Genomic DNA, 17,130 nt, shown 5'->3' with positions numbered 1-17,130 from the left:
CCGCTCAGAACCCCCCGCCCGCCTGATCGAAATCGACATAGGCCGTCTCGATCACGATCTGCGTGCGGCTGATGACTTCGAGCTTGCGCAGGATCTCGGAGACGTGGGCCTTCACCGTCGAGTCGCCGACCTGCAGCTCGTAGGCGATCTGCTTGTTGAGTTTGCCCTGGCGGATCATGCCGAGCACCCGCATCTGCTGCGGGGTCAGGCGGGCGACCCGCTCCGCGATCGGCGCCTTATCGCCGCCCCGCGCCGGGGCCGGGGCGGCGGCGAGATCGGGCGGCATGAACAGGGCGCCGCCGAGGACCTCGGAGATCGCCCGGGTCAGGGTTGCCTTGTCGACGGCCTTCGGCACGAAGCCGGCCGCACCGTGCCGCACGGCCTCGTGCATGATGCGCGGATCGGTGACGCCGGAGACGATCAGGATCGGCACGCGGGGAAAGCGCGTGCGGATCGCGGTGAGTCCCTCGAACCCGGTCACGCCCTGCATCGAAAGGTCGAGCAGCGTCAGGTCGATGGCGGGGTTCCGGCCCAGGATCTCGCAGGCCGTGCCGATGCCGTCCGCCTCGTGCAAAACGGCCTCGGGGAAGGCGAGCGCGATGGCGCTCGCGAGCGCCTCGCGGAACAGGGGGTGATCGTCGACGATCAGGAGGCGCAGAGCCTGTCCGCCTGCCAGGGGAGCCGCCTCGTCGGAGTGGCCGCCGATATCCGATTGTGCGCTGGCCGTCATCGCGATCATGTCTTCCGGCGCGCCGGCACTGGCCGGCGAGGGCCCATTCGCGATCTTAAGCCGATTCGAGATCCGCCGCTTCCCGGTCTTTGGTCCATCCCGCCCGACGGGCCCGTGTACGGCTTGCGGGGTCAGACGCCTTCAAGGACGAGCTGGCGGCGGCCGGGGCGGTGCCCCTCTGAGCCGGTCTCGCGGAAGCCGATCTTGTGCAGCAGGCCCCAGGAGGCGACGTTGCCGGGCCGGCATTCGGCCACGATCGCCCGGCGGGGAAAGCGGCGGCGCAGCAGGCTGACGATGGCGGAGACCGCCTCCGTCCCGAAGCCGCGGCCGCGGGCGGCCCCGCCGATCCAGTAGCCGATCTCGACCGCGCCCTCCCCCCGCAGATGGGTGCCGACGACGCCGACGAGCGGGGCGGCGGGCTCGCGGCTCCAGGCGCCGAGGAAGCGGTCGCGCCCATGCCGGCCCGAGGCGATCAACGCCTCGGCGTCCGCCAGGGTGAAGGGGGTGGCGAGAAAATCGACCGCGCCGGTGATCGCCGGATCGTCCGTGAGCGCGTGCACGGCCCGCGCGTCTCCGGCACTGAGCGGCGCGATCGTCAGCCGCCCGGTCTCGAGACCGGGCAGGTCGCTCAGGCTGTCGCGGCGGATCCGGCGGAGGAACATGTTTGCGGCATGCTGTGGCGCGCGTGAGACCATTAACGTTCTGTCGCCGCCATTTAATCCAGGATCGTTGGAAAAATCTCGGCTCGAAAAAATCCATCCGGTCCCGCATGGGTGGCCTGCGGGGCGCTGGCGAACCATCGCAGCGGGCTTTGGTTGCCTCGCCAGGAGACCGTGATGACCGACACCCGTGACGCGATTCCGACCGACACCCGTGACGCGATTCCGACCGAGACCCGGTACGAGCCCCAGGCGCCGCTCTCCGTGGCGGCGCGCAGCGCCTGCCCGCGCTGCGGCCGGGGCCACCTGTTCAAGGGGTTTCTGACCATCGCCCCACGCTGTGATTCCTGCGGCCTCGACTTCTCCTTTGCCGATCCCGCGGACGGACCCGCCTTCTTCGTGATGATGACCACGGCGATCCCCGCCGTCGCCTTCGGCCTGTGGCTGGAACTGACCTACGACCCGCCGGTCTGGCTCCACTTCGCCCTGACCCTGCCCGTGGTGCTGATCGCCTGCACCCTCCCCTTGCGCTTCTTCAAGGGCTGGCTGGTGGCGAGCCAATACGTTCACCGCGCCGAGGAGGGCCGGCTCGCCCGGCCGGCGCCGGTCGAGGTCGCAAAGCCGGATACGCACAGCCCACGCTAGTTCAGACCCACGAAAAAGCCCGCCCCGATCGCTCGGGGCGGGCTTCGTTTGCGTGCCGTCGAACCGGCCGGTCAGTGCGCGGCGGGTGCCGTCGCGGCCGGGTGGATCACCATCTCGGTGAACGGGTAGACGTAGGCCTGGAGCATCACGAGGCCGCCGACGAGGCAGGCCAGCACGATCGAGTGCCAGAACACGAAGCGCAGGATCTTGCTCTCCTGGCCGAAATAGCCCGTCGCCGTCGAGGCCACGACGATCGACTGGGCGTCGATCATCTTGCCCATCACGCCGCCCGACGAGTTCGCCGAGGCCATGAGGATGCCCGACAGTCCGAGTTGCTCGGAGGTGATCCGCTGCAGGCCGCCGAACAGCACGTTCGAGGCCGTGTCCGAACCCGTGAGCGCGACACCGAGCCAGCCCAGCAGCGTGCCGAAGAACGGGTAGAGGATGCCCGTGCCGGCGAAGGCGAGGCCGAGCGTGGCGTCGACGCCGGCGTAGCGGGTGAGCACGCCGAGGGCGAGCATCGCGGCGATGGTGATGAGCGAGTAGCGCAGCACCCAGATCGTTTCGAAATACGCCGTGACGAGGCGGACCGGCGAGAACCGCATGATGATGCCGGAGATGATCGCGGCGAACAGCACGCCCGTGCCGGTGTAGGACATGTAGGTGAAGTTGAAGATCGCGGCCTCGGCCTTCGGCGCGGCCTCCACCGGGGGCACCTTCATGATCATGTTGTGCAGGCCCGGCACCTCGTACTTCCACGAGAAGATCGGGTTGACGATGCCCTTGAACCAGCCGGTGCCCCAGATCGCCACGATGATCGAGAGGATGATCCACGGCACCCAGGCCATGAAGATCTCGCTCGACGAGGCGGTGCGGCCGCCGACATGCACCTTGGGCAGATCACCGGGGACGCCCGCGCCGAGGGAGGCCGGACGCGGCTCACCGTAGCCGACCGACGGGTCGTGGCCGCGCAGGGCGGGCGAGGTCCACAGCTGGGCCGGACGCCACACCTTCAGGAAGGCGACGAGGGCGGCCATCGAGACCAGCGAGGCGCCGATATCGACGATCCAGGGGTTGATGTAGTTCGAGATCAGGAACTGCGCCGCGGCGAACGAGATGCCGCAGACGGCGATCGGCGGCCAGATCGCGATCATGCCGCGGAAGCCCGCGAACACCCAGATCAGCCAGAACGGCACGATCACGGAGAAGAACGGCAGCTGACGGCCGATCATCGCGCCGAGGATGTAGGGGTCGTAGCCCGTCACCGAGGCCAGACCCTGCACCGGCGCGCCGAGTGCGCCGTAGGCGACGGGGGCGGTGTTGGCGATGAGCGAGAGGCCGGAGGCGGCCAGCGGCGAGAAGCCGAGCCCGATCAGGATGGCGCCGGTGACGGCCACCGGGGTGCCGAAGCCGCCCGCGCCCTCGAAGAAGGCGCCGAAGGCGAAGGCGACCAGCAGGAGCTGGATGCGCCGGTCCTCGGTGATGCCGGCCACCGATTGCTGGAGGATCGCGAACCAGCCCTTCTCCACCGTCAGCCGGTAGAGGAAGATGACGTTGAGGATGATCCAGCCGATCGGGAACATGCCCGTGACGACGCCGAGGAGGGTCGCCCGGACGGCGAGGTCGGTTGGCATGCCGAAGGCCACCACCGCCACGAGGAAGGCGACGACGAGGGCGAGGATGGCGGCGATGTGCACCTTGATCTTGCCGCTCGCGATCATGCCGAGCAGGGCGATCACCGGCAGCGACGCCATGAAGGTCGAGAGCCATTGGCTCCCGAATGGATCGTAGACCTGATTCCAGGGTGTCACGGGCCTTGCTCCTCCCAGGCCCCGATCTTCCGCCGGGACCTTCTGGCACAGGGTGCTAGCAGAGCCGCTGGGCCCGCTCAACGCAAGGCATCATGTATTCAATCCCACGATCGACAGATGTTTTCTTGGTGACGCTTTTGCGCACCGCGACGCCGCGGCGCATGGCAGGTCCGGGGGCCGGAGCGGCCCGGCGTTAAACCTGCAACCGATGCGTGGGGCCGGGAACAGAGCCCTTCATCGCGCGGTTCCGACCGCACACCCAGTGCCCGACCGAACCTCCGACCATCGGGCCGATCCTGGCTGTGACGATGCTCGGGGCTTTCTGCGGCGCACGTTCCGGTGGTGACCGGCAGCAGCGAGAGGCTTCCTCCCATGTTCATGCGCGTCGACAAGCTACAAGCCGAGCTTCCCGCACCGAAACGGAAGGACCCCAACGCGGCTGCCGCGCTGCAGGAGTTGCTGGGCGGCAAATACGGCGAGATGTCCACGCTCGGGAACTACATGTTCCAGAGCTTCAATTTCCGCAGCAAGGACAAGCTCAAGCCGTTCTACAGCCTCGTCTCCAGCATCACGGCGGAGGAACTCGGCCATGTGGAACTCGTGAGCAACGGCGTGGCCATGCTCAACAACGGGCCCGACAACGACGGCGACGAGACGGACGGGGGCGACATTTCGGGCGCGCCGTTCGAGGACATGAAGGACATCCGGCTTGCCGCCGCCTTCCTGTCGAACGGGGGTGGTTCGGCGCCGATCAACAGCAACGGCGCCTCGTGGAACAACGACTTCATCACCTCGACGGGCAATGTCGTCGTCGATCTCCTGCACAACTTCCACCTCGAATGCGGCGCACGGCTGCACAAGCTGCGGGTCTACGAGACCCTGTCCGACCCGACCGGCCGTGAGGTCTGCGGCTATCTGCTGGTGCGCGGCTCGGTCCACGCCCACGCCTACGCCCTGGCGCTGAAGCAGATCACCGGCGTCGATCTCGACAAGTTCCTGCCGACCCCGAACATCAACCTCGACAAGATCCCCGAGTGCCAGAAGTACCTGCAGGAAGGGTCGCATCGCCGGCTCTACACCTGGAGCCCGAACGATTACCGCGACATCGCCGGGATCTGGAACAGCAGCGAGCATGCCCTGCCGGGTGACCCGCCGGGCGAGCTGGAGATCGTGGAGGGTATGCCCGACGGCGGCAAGATCCACCAGCTCACCGGCATCCCCTCGGCCTTCGCGCCCGATTATGCGCCCGAGGAGATGTTCGAGATCGCCCAGAAGCTGACGAAGAAGGCGCGTTGACGCCCCGCCCCATCGACCTCCTCCCCTTCGCGGGGAGGAGCCTCCATAAGCGTATGAAACGCGTCTCTATCGCCCCGTGCGCGCCGCGCGCCACAGCCGCCACAGGCGGCGCCAGCGGGGGATCTCGATCACGCTGTTGAGCGGATCGTAGCCGGCCCGCTCCATCGCCGCGAGATAGGGCTCGACCAGCGCGGTCGGCAGGAAGGCGGGACGGGCCGCCGGAGCGATGGTGCCGCGGGCCGCCTCGTAGGCGGCGAGGTGGCGCCGTGCCAGCGCCCGCAATTCGGCGCAGGTGCGCACGAGGCCCGGCCCGCCGCGGCCCGAGACGATGTCCTCGCGCGTGACCCCATTCTGGCGCAGCAGGTCGCCGGGTAGGTAGACCTGGCCCTGACGCGCGTGCCACGGCAAGGCCCGCAACAGGCCGGTGATCCCGTAGGCGACGCCCGCATGGCCGGCGGCCGCCGCGCCACCGGGCTCGGCCCCATCGGCGAGCACCAGCCCGGAAAGGCGGATCAGCGCCGAGGCGGTCTCGCCGCAATAGCCCTCCAGATCGTTCACCCGCGGCATCGGATCGTCGTAGAGGTCGAAGACGCGGGCATCAATCAGGTCGACGAAGGGTTGGCGCCCGAGGCGGCGCGTGACGATCGCATCGTCCAGGGCCGCGGCGACGGGATTGGCCCGGACGTCGCCCCGCGCCTCCCCCTGGAGCGCGTCGCGCCACCATTGCAGGCGGATCTCCCCCGCCATCGGGTTCGAGGCCGCCTCGCGGACGCGGGCGATGGTCAGGCTGAAAGCGGAGAGCGCGAAGAGGTGCGGCCGGAAGGCGGCGGGCGCGAACAGGGCCGCGAAGTAGCGGTCCGGGTCGCTCTCGCGCACCAGTTCCTCGCAATGCCGGAAGGCGAAGGCGAGTCCGCCGTTGCCGGCCTCCGGGCTCGTCTCGGTTCGGGTCTCGGGGCGCGTCATGGAGCGGGGCTCACGCGGCGTTCGGAACTTAAAGCGCTTTCCGACGAAGTGGATGCCGGTTCGTCGAAAGAAAGCGCGACAAAACAAGGAGCTAGAGCCATGCCCGGCCTGATGCAATCAGCCGGGCATGGCTCTAGACGGCGATCAGCGCGGCCGCGACCTTGCGGTTCTCGGCCATCAGGATGTTGTAGGTCCGTGCGGCCGCCCCCGTCTGCATCGTGTCCAGGCCGATGCCTGCGGCCTTGAGGCGCTGGCGCAAGGTTTCGGGCAGAAACACGATCTCGGCGCCGGTGCCGATCAGGAGCAGCTCGATCCCCTCGGCCTCGGCGAGCACCGGGCCGAGGCTCGTCCCGTCGATGCCGGCGGGCTCGTTCACCTCCCAGGCGCGAACGCCGGAGGGCAGCAGCAGGATCGAGCCCCGGTGGGACATCTGCCCGAAGCGAAAGCCGCCATTGCCATAGGCGTCGATGCCGTGGCGGCCGGGCAGGAAACCGTCGTGGATCTGCCCGGGGATTCGTCCCTCGCTCACGCCATGCCTCCGCTCGCCCGCATTCCGTACCGGAGCATGTCGGAAGCGCGGGCGCCCCTCTCAACCGCCGGGGCAGAGAAAGACGTCCCGGACCGGTCTCGCGTCTCCCGCCGCACGCCGCGCCCTACTCGGCCGCCTGCGGCAGGCCCGACTCGCGCTGCGACGCCTTCGCACCGGACAGGCGCAGGCCGATATAGATCAGCGACGGGGTCGAGACGAAGATCGCGGAGTAGGTGCAGATCACCACGCCGCAGAGCATCACCACGGCAAAGCCCTTGATCGCTTCGCCGCCGAACAGCACCAGCGCCACCAGCGACAGGGTGGTGGAGAGCGAGGTCATCACCGTGCGCGACATGGTGGAGTTGATCGAGAGGTTGAGGAGTTCCACCACCGGAATCGTCTTGTAGCGGCGCATCAGCTCGCGGGTCCGGTCGAACACCACCACGGTCTCGTTGAGCGAGTAGCCGACGATGGTGAGGATCGCCGCGATCGAGGTCATGTTGAACTCGATGCGGGTGATGATGAACACGCCGACCGTCAGCACGATGTCGTGCAGGGTGCCGACGATGGCGCCGAGCGCCAGCTCCCGCTCGAAGCGGAACCACAGGTAGAGCAGCACCGCCAGCACCGAGAGCACGACGCCGATCGTGCCGGACTGCACGAGTTCGCCCGAGACGCGCGGCCCCACGGTCTCGGTGCGGCGGAAATCGTAGCTCGCGTCGAAGGCGGCGTGTGCCTTCTGCATCACCGCGGTCTGGCCCTGCTCGCCGGCCTGGAGCGGGAAGCGCACCAGCACCTGACCCTCGCCGCCGAGTTCCTGCACCTCGGTCTCGCCGAAGCCGAAGCCGTTGGCGGTGTGGCGGATCTCGGCGACGTCCGCGGTCCGGCCGGCCTTGGCCTGAAGCTCGACCAGAGTGCCGCCCTTGAAGTCGATGCCGTAATTGAGCCCGACGGTGATGAACAGCACCAGGGTCACGACCGACATCACCGCCGAGAGCGGGAAGGTGACGCGCCGGAACCGCATGAAGTCGAAATGCGATTCGTCGGGCCAGAGGCGAAGCAGGCGCATGGTCGGTCTCGAAGCGAAGGGGGCGCTCCGAGCGCATCCCCTGAGATTTCAGCTTTCGCGCGGCCAGTGGCCGCGCCGGGAACGAGGCGGCGGCGCCCCTAGAACGGCAGGGCCTTGGGCCGGAACCAGTTGTACCACAGCGCGATCATCATGCGCGTCAGCGTCACGGCGGTGATGACGGTGGTGAGGATGCCGAGGATGAACACCACGGCGAAGCCCTTCACCGGGCCCGAGCCCATGAAGAACAGGAGCAGGGCGGCGATCGCCATGGTCGAGTTCGAGTCGATGATGGTGGCGAACGCCCGGTCGAAGCCGGCCTGAAGCGCGGAGACCAGGGAGCGTCCGCCGCGGGCTTCCTCGCGCATGCGCTCGTAGATCAGCACGTTCGAATCGACCGCCGTGCCGATGGTGAGCACGATACCGGCGATGCCCGGCAGCGTCATCGTCGCTTCCAGCACCGACATCAGGCCGAGGATCAGGCCGACGTGGACGATCAGGGCGATGTTGGCGATGAAGCCGAAGGTGCCGTAGGTCGCGAACATGAAGGCGATGACGAGGCCGCCCGCGACCAGGGTTGCCATCTTGCCGGCCTCGATCGAGTCGCGGCCGAGGCCGGGACCGACGACGCGGCGCTCGACCACGGTGAGCTTGGCCGGCAGGGCACCGGCCCGCAGCAGCACCGAGAGGTCGTTGGCGTCCTTGACGGTGAAGTTGCCGGTGATCTGGCCGGTGCCGCCGGTGATCGCCGAGCGGATCACCGGGGCCGACTGGATCACGTTGTCGAGCACGATCGCCATGCGCCGGCCGACATTCTCCGAGGTCGCCTGGCCGAAGCGCTGGGCGCCACGCAGGTTGAACTTGAAGCTCACCATCGGCTCGTGGGTCTGCGGGTCGAAGGCGGGCTGGGCGTCGGTGAGATCGCTGCCGTCGGCCATGACTCGGCGCTCGACCGGCACCTTGGCGCCGCCCTCGTCCTTCGAGGCGAGCATGTCGACGTCGCCGGAGGGCGAATCGGCCAGCATCCGGAATTCGAGCTTGGCGGTCTTGCCGAGCTGGTCCTCTAGCTCCTGCGGGTTCTGCAGGCCCGGCACCTGGACGAGGATGCGGCTGGCGCCCTGCTGCTGGATCGACGGCTCCTTGGTGCCGCCGAAATCGATGCGCTTGCGCACGACCTCGATCGCTTGGCTGACCGCACGGCGCGTGCGGTCGTTGATGCCGGCCTCGGTGAGGACGAGCTGAATCGTGCCGTTCTCGGCCTCGTTGACCGTGAGGGTCTGGCCGCCGGCGGCGAGCGGGTTGTTGATGGGGGCTGCGAGTTCGCGCAGCTTCGGCATCACCTTCGCGCGGGCCGCCGCATCGGGGATGCGCAGTTCGACGCCGCGGTTGATGACGCGGATGCCGCCGTCCGGCGAGACCGCGGCCTCGCGCAGGATGCGGCGCACGTCGTCGCGCAGGCCGGTGACCATCGAGCGGACGAGGTCGGGCTGGTCGATCTCTAAGAGGATCTGCGAGCCGCCCTGGAGGTCGAGGCCGAGCACGATCGCCCGGGTCGGCACCATCCATTGGATCGATTTCGGCAGCGCGTTGACGAAGGCCTCGCGCTGCTCCTTCGAGAAGAAGCTCGGCACTGCGAGGCTCAGACCGATCAGGATGATGGCCAGGGTCGCGAAAATCTTGGTTCTCGAGAAGCGCAACATCCGCCCGGTTCCGACTGGGTTTACCGAAAGGTGCCGGGCCTGTGCGCCGGCACCCTCATGTGACCTCTCAGGAGGCCTTGACCGGGGCGCCCTTGACGCGAACCTCGGAGATCATCGAGCGGACCACCTTCACGCGCACGTTCGGGGCGATCTCGACCTCGATCTCGGTGGCGTCGTCCGCGACCTTCGTGACGCGGCCGACGAGGCCGCCGGTGGTCACGATGGTGTCCTCGCGGCGCACGTTCTTCACCATGTTCTGGTGATCCTTGAGCCGGCGCTGCTGCGGGCGCAGGATCAGGAAATACATGATCACGAAGATCAGGATGAAGGGCACGAACTGCAACGCGACATCCGCGCCGCTTCCGGCACCGACTCCTTGCGCGAAGGCGGGGGTGATCAACGCGAGAAACTCCTGATCGAGGGCAGACGGCCCGTGAGGCCCGGCGGGACCGGTGCCTTGCGACGACGGGCTTGTCAAAACCGGCTTGCCGAAAGCGACTTGCCAAAAAGAGACTTGCCAGGACCGGCGGGCCGGATTGGACCTGCCGGAAAGCGCGCGGACTATAGCGACGGGCGACTCGAAAGCAACGGCGGGTGATGCATCCGCAGGGCAATCGCTTCGAAGCCGCTCGGGCGGCTTCGCGGCGCGAGGAGCGCCGCGCGGAGCGGGCTTTTCGGGGCGTGAGCCCCGGACAGCATCGAGCGGAGCGACAGCCTGGGGCCGCGGAGGCGGCCGTCGGCGCTTGAGGCCGTAGTAAAACCAGGGCGAAGCCCTGGGATGCATCCGGGCCGCCGCCACCGCGGTTCCCCTTTCTTTCGACCTTCGCCTACAAGGCGCCACCTCAACGAGGGCGGCCGCCCTCCTCTGCAACCGGACCCGAGATCATGGCTTCAGAGCCGACGCCTGCCGACCCCATTCCGAATCTCCTGCCGCTTCTGGAGCGGATCGCCGCAGCCCTGGAGCGCGCCGCCCCGCCCACCGTCCCGAAGGTGGATACGAGCGCCGCCGACGCCTTCCTGTGGGGGCCCGAGCGGCGGCTGATCCCGGTGCCGCGGGTCAACCGCGTCGAGATCGGCCTCCTCACCGGCATCGACCGAGCCCGCGACACTCTGGTGGAGAACACCGAGCGCTTCGCCCGCGGCTTGCCGGCCAATAACGCCCTGCTCTGGGGTGCGCGCGGCATGGGCAAGTCCTCGCTGGTCAAGGCGGCCCATGCCGAGATCAACGCCCGCCGGCCGGAGGGCGCGCTGCCGATGAAGCTCGTGGAGATCCACCGCGAGGACATCGAGGCTTTGCCCGAGCTGATGAGCCTGCTCCGGAACGACCCGCACCCCTGGCTGGTGTTCTGCGACGATCTCTCGTTCGATGCCGATGACACCTCGTACAAGTCGCTCAAGACCGCGCTCGACGGCGGCATCGAGGGACGGCCGGGCAACGTGCTGTTCTACGCCACCTCGAACCGGCGCCACCTGCTCGCCCGCGAGATGGTCGAGAACGAGCGCTCCACCGCGATCAATCCCGGCGAGGCGGTGGAGGAGAAGGTCTCCCTCTCCGACCGCTTCGGCCTCTGGCTCGGCTTCCACAAATGCAGCCAGGACGAATATCTGGCGATGATCCGCGCCTATGTGGAGCGCTACGCGCTCGATGTAGAGCCGGACCGGGTGCGGGCCGAGGCGCTCGAATGGGCCACCACCCGCGGCTCACGCTCCGGGCGCACCGCGTTCCAGTTCATCCAGGATCTGGCCGGACGGTTGGGTCAGCGGCTCGACGGGTAGTCATTCCGCATATCCCCTCTCCCCGCACGCGGGGAGAGGGGCATGCCGGCCGCGCTGACGAGACCCAAAACGAAAAGGGCGGCTCCGTGAGGAGCCGCCCTTTGTCTGCGGGGATCGGAAACAATCAGCCGCCGAGATGGGGCATCGGATCGACCGGGGTCGCGCCCTTGCGCAGCTCGAAGTGGAGCTGGGGCGAGGTGACGTTGCCGGTGGCGCCCGACTTGGCGATGGTCTGGCCGCGCTTCACCTTCTCGCCGGGGCGCACGTCCAACTCGCCGTTATGGGCGTAGGCCGAGACGTAGCCGTTGTTGTGCCGCACCAGCACCAGCTTGCCGTAGCCCTTCACGTCGGAGCCGGCATAGGCCACGGTGCCGTCCTCGGCGGCCTTGACCGGCGTGCCCTCGGGCACGGCGATGTTGATGCCCTCGTTGCCGGACGAGCCGTAGGCATTGATGATGCGGCCCTTGGCCGGCCAGCGGAACGACTCGGCCGCGGCCTGCGGAGCGGCAGCCGGGATCGGGGCGGAGGCGTCGGCGCTGGCGACCTTCACGGGGGCAGCCGGTGCCGCTTCCTTCGCGGACGCCTTGGCGGCCTCCTTGCTCTCCTTGGCAGCGGCCTTCGCGGCCGTTTCCGCAGCGCGGGCCTCGGCGAGCTTCTTGGCGGCGTCCGCCTTGGCCAGCTTGGCGTCGGCTTCGGCCTTGCGGGCGGCTTCCGCCTTCGCGGCTTCCTTGGCCGCATCCTTCGGATCGACCTTCGGCTCGGCCTTGGCGACCTTCTCGGCGCCCTTCTGGCCCGGACGCGGATGCTTGGCCGCCTCCGCCGCCTTCTTCGCCTCAGCCGCCTTGGCGTCGGCGAGCTTCTTCGACTGCGCCGCCTTTTCCGCGGCCTTGGCTTCGGCCGCCTTGGCCTCGGCGACCTTGGCGGCGGCAACCTGCCGCTCGGCGTCGCGGCGGGCCTCGGCCGCCTTCGCGGCAGCGGCTTCGGCGGCGCGCTTCTCCGCGGCCTTCTCAGCCGCTTTTTCTGCCGCCTTGTCGACGGGCTTGCCGAACTGGAGCTTGGGCTGCGGCGCCGGGGCGGAGGCACGCGGCGTCATCGCGCGGCCCGCATCCGGGTTCAGGCCGGCCACGTTGCTCGCCATGCCGCCGGAGAACGGCTCGGCCGTCGCGACGCGGGTTACGGTCCGGGGCGCGGCCGGGGCGGCGCTGACCGCGCCGGGGCGCGGCGACAGGGCCGGGCCGGGAGCAGGCAGCGCCTGGGACTGGATGCGCGGCGTGCGGATCGCAGGCGCCGGCGCCATCTCGCCCTCGACGCCGTCGTTCGGCAGGCTGCCGGTGGCCGAGGGCTCACCCGTCAGCGACGCGAACGGGTTGGTGAAGGGATCGCCGAGACGCGAGGCGTCCGACGAACAAGCAGCGGTGCCACCGCCGATCATACCGATGAGGGCGAAGCGCGACAGCGTCCTCAAGCCCAGTATTTTCCCCCGAACCCGCATCGACGCACCCGCTTAAACACTGACGCAACGTGATGAGCTATTCAAACGGGATTCAGGTTAAGCAACCGTTCCCGAGATCGTCGCGGGGATCGGATTCACGCGGGTTCCGTAAAGGTTGAGGGAGTCTGGCAACGGGGCCGGCCGCGTGTTCGAGCGGGCGAGACTGCCCCTCGACGCGGATGCGCCGAACCGTTGTCGAGCCGCTACGGCGCCAGCGCACGCCCCGGCGTCAGGGGGCCGAGGCGCAGCGCCGCCCCTTCCGTCCGTGCGTAGGCGGCCGCGCTGTCGCGGGTCAGCGTCACGAGCCGGCTCCCCCGCCCGGTCCAATGACCGACCACCAGCCGGCCGCCGGATTTGAGCGCGGCGGGGAGGTGCGGCGGCAGCGCGGCGAGACTGCCGTTGACGAGGATGCGGTCGTAGCTTCCGCCCCGCACGACTTCGGGGGCGAGCCCGTCATTGGTCTCGACGGTGACGTCGGAAAGGTCGCGCCCCAGATGCGCCCGTGCCGCGCGGGCGAGCCCCTCGTAGCGCTCCAGGCTGCGCACATGGGCGGCCCCGAGCCGGACCAGCAGGGCGGTGACGTAGCCCGTGCCGGTGCCGACCTCCAGCACGCGCTGGCCGGGGGCGAGGTCGAGGGCGCCGAGCATCTGCGCGACGATGCTCGGCGCGGTCATGGTCTGACCGCAGGCGAGCGGCAGGGCGATGTCGCGCCGCGCATGGGGGCGCAGGGCCGGCGGCGCGAAGCGCTCGCGCGGGACCTGTTCCATCGCCCGCAGCACGGCGGTGTCGCGCACGCCCCGCTCGCGCAGGGCCAGCACGAAGGCGGCGTTGCCGGTCGCCTCCGCCAGCCCCGCGGACAGCCGTTCGGCCCGTTCGTCGGGCTCTCCGGCCTCAGGCGGCATGAGGGCCCGGACGGCCGCCCCCGCTCACGCCCGGAACGCCGCGGCGAAGCGGGTCAGTTCCGGCTCGTCGGTGAGGTCGAGCCGCAGCGGCGTCACCGAGATGCGGTTCTCAGCGATCGCCTTGAGATCGGTGCCGTTGCCGGGCTCGAACCGCGCCTTGGCGAAGGCGAGCCAGAAATAGGGGTTGCCGCGCCCGTCGTGGCGGGCATCGATTTGCAGGAGCGCTTGATTGCGCTGGCCCTGCGCCGAGACCGCCACGCCCTGCACGTCTTCCGGCTCGCAATCGGGGAAGTTGACGTTGACGAGGATGCCGGGCTCGATGCCGATCTCCAGGATCTTCTCGATCACCCGCGGCCCGTGCGTGGCGGCGCAGGCCCATTTCAGGTTGGCCCGCCCGCCCAAACCGTAGGCCTGGCTCAGCGCGATCGAGCGGATGCCGAGGATCGTGCCCTCCATCGCCCCGGCGATGGTGCCGGAATAGGTCACGTCCTCGGCCACGTTCTGGCCGCGGTTGACCCCCGAGAGCACGAGGTCGGGTTTGTGGTCCTTGAGGATGTGGGCCACCCCCATGATGATGCAGTCCGAGGGCGTGCCCTTCACCGCGAAGCGCTTTTCCCCGATCTGGCGCAGGCGCAGCGGATCGTTGAGCGAGAGCGAGTGCGAGACGCCCGATTGATCGGTCTCGGGCGCGACCACCCAGACATCGTCGCTGAGCGCGCGGGCGATGCCTTCCAGCGTCTCCAGGCCCGGCGCGTGGATGCCGTCGTCGTTGGTGACCAGGATGCGCATCAGTTCTTCGGTCCCTCGATCCGGGTGAGGCCGCCCATGTAGGGCTGGAGCGCCGACGGGATCGTGACGCTGCCGTCGGGGTTCTGGTAGTTCTCCATCACGGCGATCAGCGCGCGGCCGACCGCGACGCCCGAGCCGTTCAGGGTGTGGACGAAGCCGACCCCCCTGCCCTCCTTGGCCCGGTAGCGCGCATTCATCCGCCGCGCCTGGAACTCGCCGCAGACCGAGCAGGACGAAATCTCGCGGTATGTCTGCTGGCCCGGCACCCAGACCTCGATGTCGTAGGTTTTCTGGGAGGCAAAGCCCATGTCACCGGTACACAGCGTCATGACGCGATAGGTGAGATCGAGCTTCTGCAGCACGGCTTCCGCACAGGCGAGCATCCGCTCGTGCTCCTCGGCCGATTTTTCTGGAGCGGTGATCGAGACCAGCTCGACCTTGTTGAACTGGTGCTGGCGCAGCATGCCGCGGGTGTCGCGCCCCGCCGCCCCGGCCTCCGCGCGGAAGCAGGGGGTGAGCGCGGTAAAGCGCAAGGGCAGTTCGTCCTCCGCGAGGATGCTTTCGCGCACGAGGTTGGTGAGCGGGACTTCCGCCGTGGGGATCAGCCAGAAATTCTCGCCCGCCGCGAACTGATCATCGCGGAACTTCGGCAATTGCGCCGTGCCGAACATCGCTTCCTCACGCACGAGGACCGGCGGCACCACCTCGGTGTAGCCGTGCTCGCCGGTGTGCAGGTCGAGCATGAACTGGCCGAGCGCCCGCTCCAGCCGGGCGAGCTGGCCCTTCAGCACGACGAAGCGGGAGCCGGAGAGTTTCGCGGCCGCCTCGAAATCCATCAGCCCGGTGGCCTCGCCGAGCTCGAAATGCTGGCGCCCTTGCGTCAGGCGCTCACGAGAGGAATCGAAGCGGCGGTACTCGACATTGCCGTGCTCGTCGGCGCCGGGAGGCACGTCGTCCTTCGGACGGTTCGGGATCGCGGCGAGACGCTCGTCGAGAGCCTTGGCGGCCTCCCCCTGCGCGGCTTCGAGGCCCGGTGCCTCTTCCTTCAGCCGGGCGACCTCGGCCATCAGCTCGGTCGCACGGGCCTCGTCCTTGGCCTTCTTGGCGGCGCCGATCTCCTTGGACAGCGCGTTGCGCCGCTCCTGGGCCGCCTGCGCGGCCGAGACCGCACCCTTGCGCGCGTCGTCGAGGGCGATCAGCTCGGCGCTGAGGGGCGCGAGGCCACGCCGCTCCAGATCGCGGTCGAAGGCCTCCGGGTTCTCGCGGATGGCGCGGATGTCGTGCATTTCGGGGCTCTTGAGGTCTTGTGCGCGCGAGGGCCCCGCTTTGCCGCATCGCCCCCGGCATCACAAGTGCGGGTGCGTCGGCAGGCGCTCGGGCCGAAGGCTGGCCCTTCGCGCGGCGACCCCTGCCCGGAGCGTCGGACTTCCGATAAATTTGATCGGGAGAAACCGGCAAAAGCGCGTGCGCACCGTTCCGCTGGCTGCGCTTGTGGATCGCGGCGATCGGCACCATATCCCTGAAAGACCAGCACTTTTCCGCGCATTCGGCAGAAAGATGCCGCTCTTTGGCGTCAGCTTGGGCGTTTCTGAGAGCAATCTATGAGAAATATAAGTGTAGGGTCCGCTTGAATTGCGCCCAACGGATTGTCTATATCAAGGGCGTCGAACACGAGGGACCCGGTGAACGAGCGGCCCACCTCAGTTCGAGGTCGAGCCGGTCGAAAGACCGATCTTCGTATTCAAAACTTTACCAGGAGACACGCCATGAAGTGGTCTGCCCCCATCGTTGCCGAGATCTGCGTCGGCATGGAAGTCACCTCCTACGAGTCCGCCGAGATCGACACCTTCAACTAAGAAGGCGTCACCAGCCCCAGGCTGGTTCGGTTTCACCAATTTTGTCTATCAGGAGAAACGTCATGAAGTGGTCCGCTCCCGTCGTTGCCGAGATCTGTGTCGGCATGGAAGTCACCTCCTACGAGTCCGCTGAGATCGACACCTTCAACTAAGAAGGCGTCGCCGGACTCGATCCGGTGAGAACGGGGGCGCGGCCTGAGAGGGCGGCGCCCTTTTCGTTTGCTTCTGGCGCGGCGAAAAGCAGGAAGGCCGGAGGGTTCGCGATAGAACCCTCCGGCCTTCCTGCTTTCGATGTCCCGGCGCCTCGCTCAGAGACGGTAGCGGATCTGGTCGGTCCAGAAGCGCTCCAGGCGGGACAGCGCCTGGTTGAGGCGGCCGAAATCGTCCTCGGAGATGCCGCCGATCGGCTGGATCGTGCGGGCGTGCTTGTCGTAGAGGCCCTGGATCAGGTCGTGGATCTCGCGGCCCTTCGGCGTCAGGCTGATGCGCACCGAGCGCCGGTCGGTCTTGGAGCGGGCGTGGTGCAGGAAGCCGGCCTCGACGAGCTTCTTGACGTTGTAGGACACGTTCGAGCCGAGATAGTAGCCCTTCGAGCGCAGCTCGCTCGCGGTCAGTTCCTTGTCGCCGATGTTGTAGAGCAGCAGCGCCTGGACGCTGTTGACGTCCTCGCGGCCGCGCCGGTCGAACTCGTCCTTGATGACGTCGAGGAGGCGGCGGTGCAGCCGCTCCACGAGGTGCAGCGCCTCGAGGTAGGAGCCGGCGGCACCCTGAAGCTCCGGGGCGGCGTCGGTGGTCTTGAGGGCGGTGTTGGCGGCCTTCGTGCTCATCGTGGTGCCTTCCTGTCGGTTCGGTCCGGCTCTTGCTGGCCGGCATCGCTTATGAGGTGAACCTAAGCCGCACCGATGAAAGCCGATTT

The 17,130-nt window shown here is 68.5% G+C and carries 18 protein-coding genes; 5 read left to right on the top strand and 13 right to left on the bottom strand.

Annotation, left to right across the window (positions count from 1 at the left end):
* Positions 1-4: 4 nt before the first annotated feature.
* Both M2437_RS11675 and M2437_RS11670 read right to left on the bottom strand, forming a co-directional pair.
* The gene (locus M2437_RS11675; protein WP_012255340.1) at positions 5-739 is read right to left on the bottom strand and encodes a response regulator; all 735 of its coding nucleotides are present in this window, start codon (positions 737-739) and stop codon (positions 5-7) included.
* Positions 740-861: 122 nt separating this feature from the next.
* The gene (locus tag M2437_RS11670; protein WP_253387492.1) at positions 862-1,392 is read right to left on the bottom strand and encodes a GNAT family N-acetyltransferase; all 531 of its coding nucleotides are present in this window, start codon (positions 1,390-1,392) and stop codon (positions 862-864) included.
* A gap of 174 nt (positions 1,393-1,566) precedes the next feature.
* On the opposite strand from M2437_RS11670, the gene M2437_RS11665 reads away from it, so the two are divergent.
* Complete coding sequence (locus tag M2437_RS11665) at positions 1,567-2,034, top strand: DUF983 domain-containing protein (RefSeq protein WP_253387491.1); 468 nt, start codon at positions 1,567-1,569, stop codon at positions 2,032-2,034.
* A 71-nt stretch (positions 2,035-2,105) separates the two neighbouring features.
* Here the strand turns inward: M2437_RS11665 and M2437_RS11660 are convergent, their stop codons facing one another.
* Complete coding sequence (locus M2437_RS11660) at positions 2,106-3,845, bottom strand: L-lactate permease (protein ID WP_003601303.1); 1,740 nt, start codon at positions 3,843-3,845, stop codon at positions 2,106-2,108.
* Between the two features lie 372 nt (positions 3,846-4,217).
* On the opposite strand from M2437_RS11660, the gene M2437_RS11655 reads away from it, so the two are divergent.
* Complete coding sequence (locus M2437_RS11655; RefSeq protein WP_003601302.1) at positions 4,218-5,141, top strand: manganese catalase family protein; 924 nt, start codon at positions 4,218-4,220, stop codon at positions 5,139-5,141.
* 66 nt (positions 5,142-5,207) lie between these two features.
* Here M2437_RS11655 and M2437_RS11650 read toward each other — a convergent pair whose 3' ends face one another.
* From M2437_RS11650 to yajC, 5 genes are all read right to left on the bottom strand, one after another.
* Entirely contained in the window at positions 5,208-6,104 is an 897-nt protein-coding gene (locus M2437_RS11650; RefSeq protein WP_003601301.1) for a phytoene/squalene synthase family protein, read from the bottom strand.
* Positions 6,105-6,237: 133 nt separating this feature from the next.
* On the bottom strand, positions 6,238-6,633 hold the full coding sequence (locus M2437_RS11645; RefSeq protein ID WP_012255345.1) for an Mth938-like domain-containing protein: 396 nt from the start codon (positions 6,631-6,633) through the stop codon (positions 6,238-6,240).
* A gap of 124 nt (positions 6,634-6,757) precedes the next feature.
* Positions 6,758-7,702 (bottom strand): protein translocase subunit SecF, encoded by a 945-nt coding sequence (secF, locus tag M2437_RS11640; RefSeq protein ID WP_015952392.1) that lies wholly within the window; start codon positions 7,700-7,702, stop codon positions 6,758-6,760.
* A gap of 98 nt (positions 7,703-7,800) precedes the next feature.
* Entirely contained in the window at positions 7,801-9,399 is a 1,599-nt protein-coding gene (secD, locus tag M2437_RS11635; protein WP_012255346.1) for a protein translocase subunit SecD, read from the bottom strand.
* A gap of 67 nt (positions 9,400-9,466) precedes the next feature.
* Complete coding sequence (gene yajC, locus M2437_RS11630) at positions 9,467-9,799, bottom strand: preprotein translocase subunit YajC (protein WP_253387490.1); 333 nt, start codon at positions 9,797-9,799, stop codon at positions 9,467-9,469.
* A 485-nt stretch (positions 9,800-10,284) separates the two neighbouring features.
* On the opposite strand from yajC, the gene M2437_RS11625 reads away from it, so the two are divergent.
* Positions 10,285-11,175 (top strand): ATP-binding protein, encoded by an 891-nt coding sequence (locus M2437_RS11625; protein ID WP_003601294.1) that lies wholly within the window; start codon positions 10,285-10,287, stop codon positions 11,173-11,175.
* 124 nt (positions 11,176-11,299) lie between these two features.
* Here the strand turns inward: M2437_RS11625 and M2437_RS11620 are convergent, their stop codons facing one another.
* From M2437_RS11620 to serS, 4 genes are all read right to left on the bottom strand, one after another.
* Positions 11,300-12,667 carry a murein hydrolase activator EnvC family protein gene (locus tag M2437_RS11620; RefSeq protein WP_253387489.1) on the bottom strand — a complete coding sequence of 456 codons (1,368 nt, stop codon included), beginning with the start codon at positions 12,665-12,667 and terminating at the stop codon, positions 11,300-11,302.
* 203 nt (positions 12,668-12,870) lie between these two features.
* Positions 12,871-13,569 carry a protein-L-isoaspartate O-methyltransferase family protein gene (locus tag M2437_RS11615; protein ID WP_253387488.1) on the bottom strand — a complete coding sequence of 233 codons (699 nt, stop codon included), beginning with the start codon at positions 13,567-13,569 and terminating at the stop codon, positions 12,871-12,873.
* Between the two features lie 24 nt (positions 13,570-13,593).
* Positions 13,594-14,358, bottom strand: coding sequence for a 5'/3'-nucleotidase SurE (gene surE / locus M2437_RS11610; protein WP_015824332.1), 765 nt, complete (start codon positions 14,356-14,358; stop codon positions 13,594-13,596).
* Positions 14,358-15,644 (bottom strand): serine--tRNA ligase, encoded by a 1,287-nt coding sequence (gene serS / locus M2437_RS11605; protein ID WP_003605706.1) that lies wholly within the window; start codon positions 15,642-15,644, stop codon positions 14,358-14,360. Before serS ends, surE begins: the two co-directional genes overlap by 1 nt.
* Before the next feature lie 480 nt (positions 15,645-16,124).
* Between serS and pqqA (M2437_RS11600) the strand changes: the two genes are divergently transcribed.
* Both pqqA (M2437_RS11600) and pqqA (M2437_RS11595) read left to right on the top strand, forming a co-directional pair.
* Positions 16,125-16,214, top strand: a complete 90-nt coding sequence (pqqA, locus tag M2437_RS11600) for a pyrroloquinoline quinone precursor peptide PqqA (RefSeq protein ID WP_015824334.1) — start codon at positions 16,125-16,127, stop codon at positions 16,212-16,214.
* A gap of 62 nt (positions 16,215-16,276) precedes the next feature.
* Entirely contained in the window at positions 16,277-16,366 is a 90-nt protein-coding gene (gene pqqA / locus M2437_RS11595) for a pyrroloquinoline quinone precursor peptide PqqA (protein WP_015857429.1), read from the top strand.
* A 156-nt stretch (positions 16,367-16,522) separates the two neighbouring features.
* Here the strand turns inward: pqqA (M2437_RS11595) and ldtR are convergent, their stop codons facing one another.
* On the bottom strand, positions 16,523-17,041 hold the full coding sequence (ldtR, locus tag M2437_RS11590; RefSeq protein ID WP_003605707.1) for a transcriptional regulator LdtR: 519 nt from the start codon (positions 17,039-17,041) through the stop codon (positions 16,523-16,525).
* Between the last annotated feature and the right edge of the window lie 89 nt (positions 17,042-17,130).

The organism is Methylorubrum pseudosasae (genome assembly GCF_029504475.1).
In the GTDB taxonomy this organism is placed as follows: Bacteria; Pseudomonadota; Alphaproteobacteria; order Rhizobiales; family Beijerinckiaceae; genus Methylobacterium; species Methylobacterium extorquens.
This window is presented reverse-complemented; position numbering and strand designations above follow the sequence as displayed.

Bases quoted from the DNA above. Each gene is read 5' to 3' on its own strand.
- M2437_RS11675 (WP_012255340.1), bottom strand. From the start codon at position 739: ATGATCGCGATGACGGCCAGCGCACAATCGGATATCGGCGGCCACTCC.
- M2437_RS11670 (WP_253387492.1), bottom strand. From the start codon at position 1,392: ATGTTCCTCCGCCGGATCCGCCGCGACAGCCTGAGCGACCTGCCCGGT.
- M2437_RS11665 (WP_253387491.1), top strand. From the start codon at position 1,567: ATGACCGACACCCGTGACGCGATTCCGACCGACACCCGTGACGCGATT.
- M2437_RS11655 (WP_003601302.1), top strand. From the start codon at position 4,218: ATGTTCATGCGCGTCGACAAGCTACAAGCCGAGCTTCCCGCACCGAAA.
- M2437_RS11650 (WP_003601301.1), bottom strand. From the start codon at position 6,104: ATGACGCGCCCCGAGACCCGAACCGAGACGAGCCCGGAGGCCGGCAAC.
- secF (WP_015952392.1), bottom strand. From the start codon at position 7,702: ATGCGCCTGCTTCGCCTCTGGCCCGACGAATCGCATTTCGACTTCATG.
- secD (WP_012255346.1), bottom strand. From the start codon at position 9,399: ATGTTGCGCTTCTCGAGAACCAAGATTTTCGCGACCCTGGCCATCATC.
- M2437_RS11625 (WP_003601294.1), top strand. From the start codon at position 10,285: ATGGCTTCAGAGCCGACGCCTGCCGACCCCATTCCGAATCTCCTGCCG.
- M2437_RS11620 (WP_253387489.1), bottom strand. From the start codon at position 12,667: ATGCGGGTTCGGGGGAAAATACTGGGCTTGAGGACGCTGTCGCGCTTC.
- M2437_RS11615 (WP_253387488.1), bottom strand. From the start codon at position 13,569: ATGCCGCCTGAGGCCGGAGAGCCCGACGAACGGGCCGAACGGCTGTCC.
- surE (WP_015824332.1), bottom strand. From the start codon at position 14,358: ATGCGCATCCTGGTCACCAACGACGACGGCATCCACGCGCCGGGCCTG.
- serS (WP_003605706.1), bottom strand. From the start codon at position 15,644: ATGCACGACATCCGCGCCATCCGCGAGAACCCGGAGGCCTTCGACCGC.
- pqqA (WP_015824334.1), top strand. From the start codon at position 16,125: ATGAAGTGGTCTGCCCCCATCGTTGCCGAGATCTGCGTCGGCATGGAA.
- pqqA (WP_015857429.1), top strand. From the start codon at position 16,277: ATGAAGTGGTCCGCTCCCGTCGTTGCCGAGATCTGTGTCGGCATGGAA.
- ldtR (WP_003605707.1), bottom strand. From the start codon at position 17,041: ATGAGCACGAAGGCCGCCAACACCGCCCTCAAGACCACCGACGCCGCC.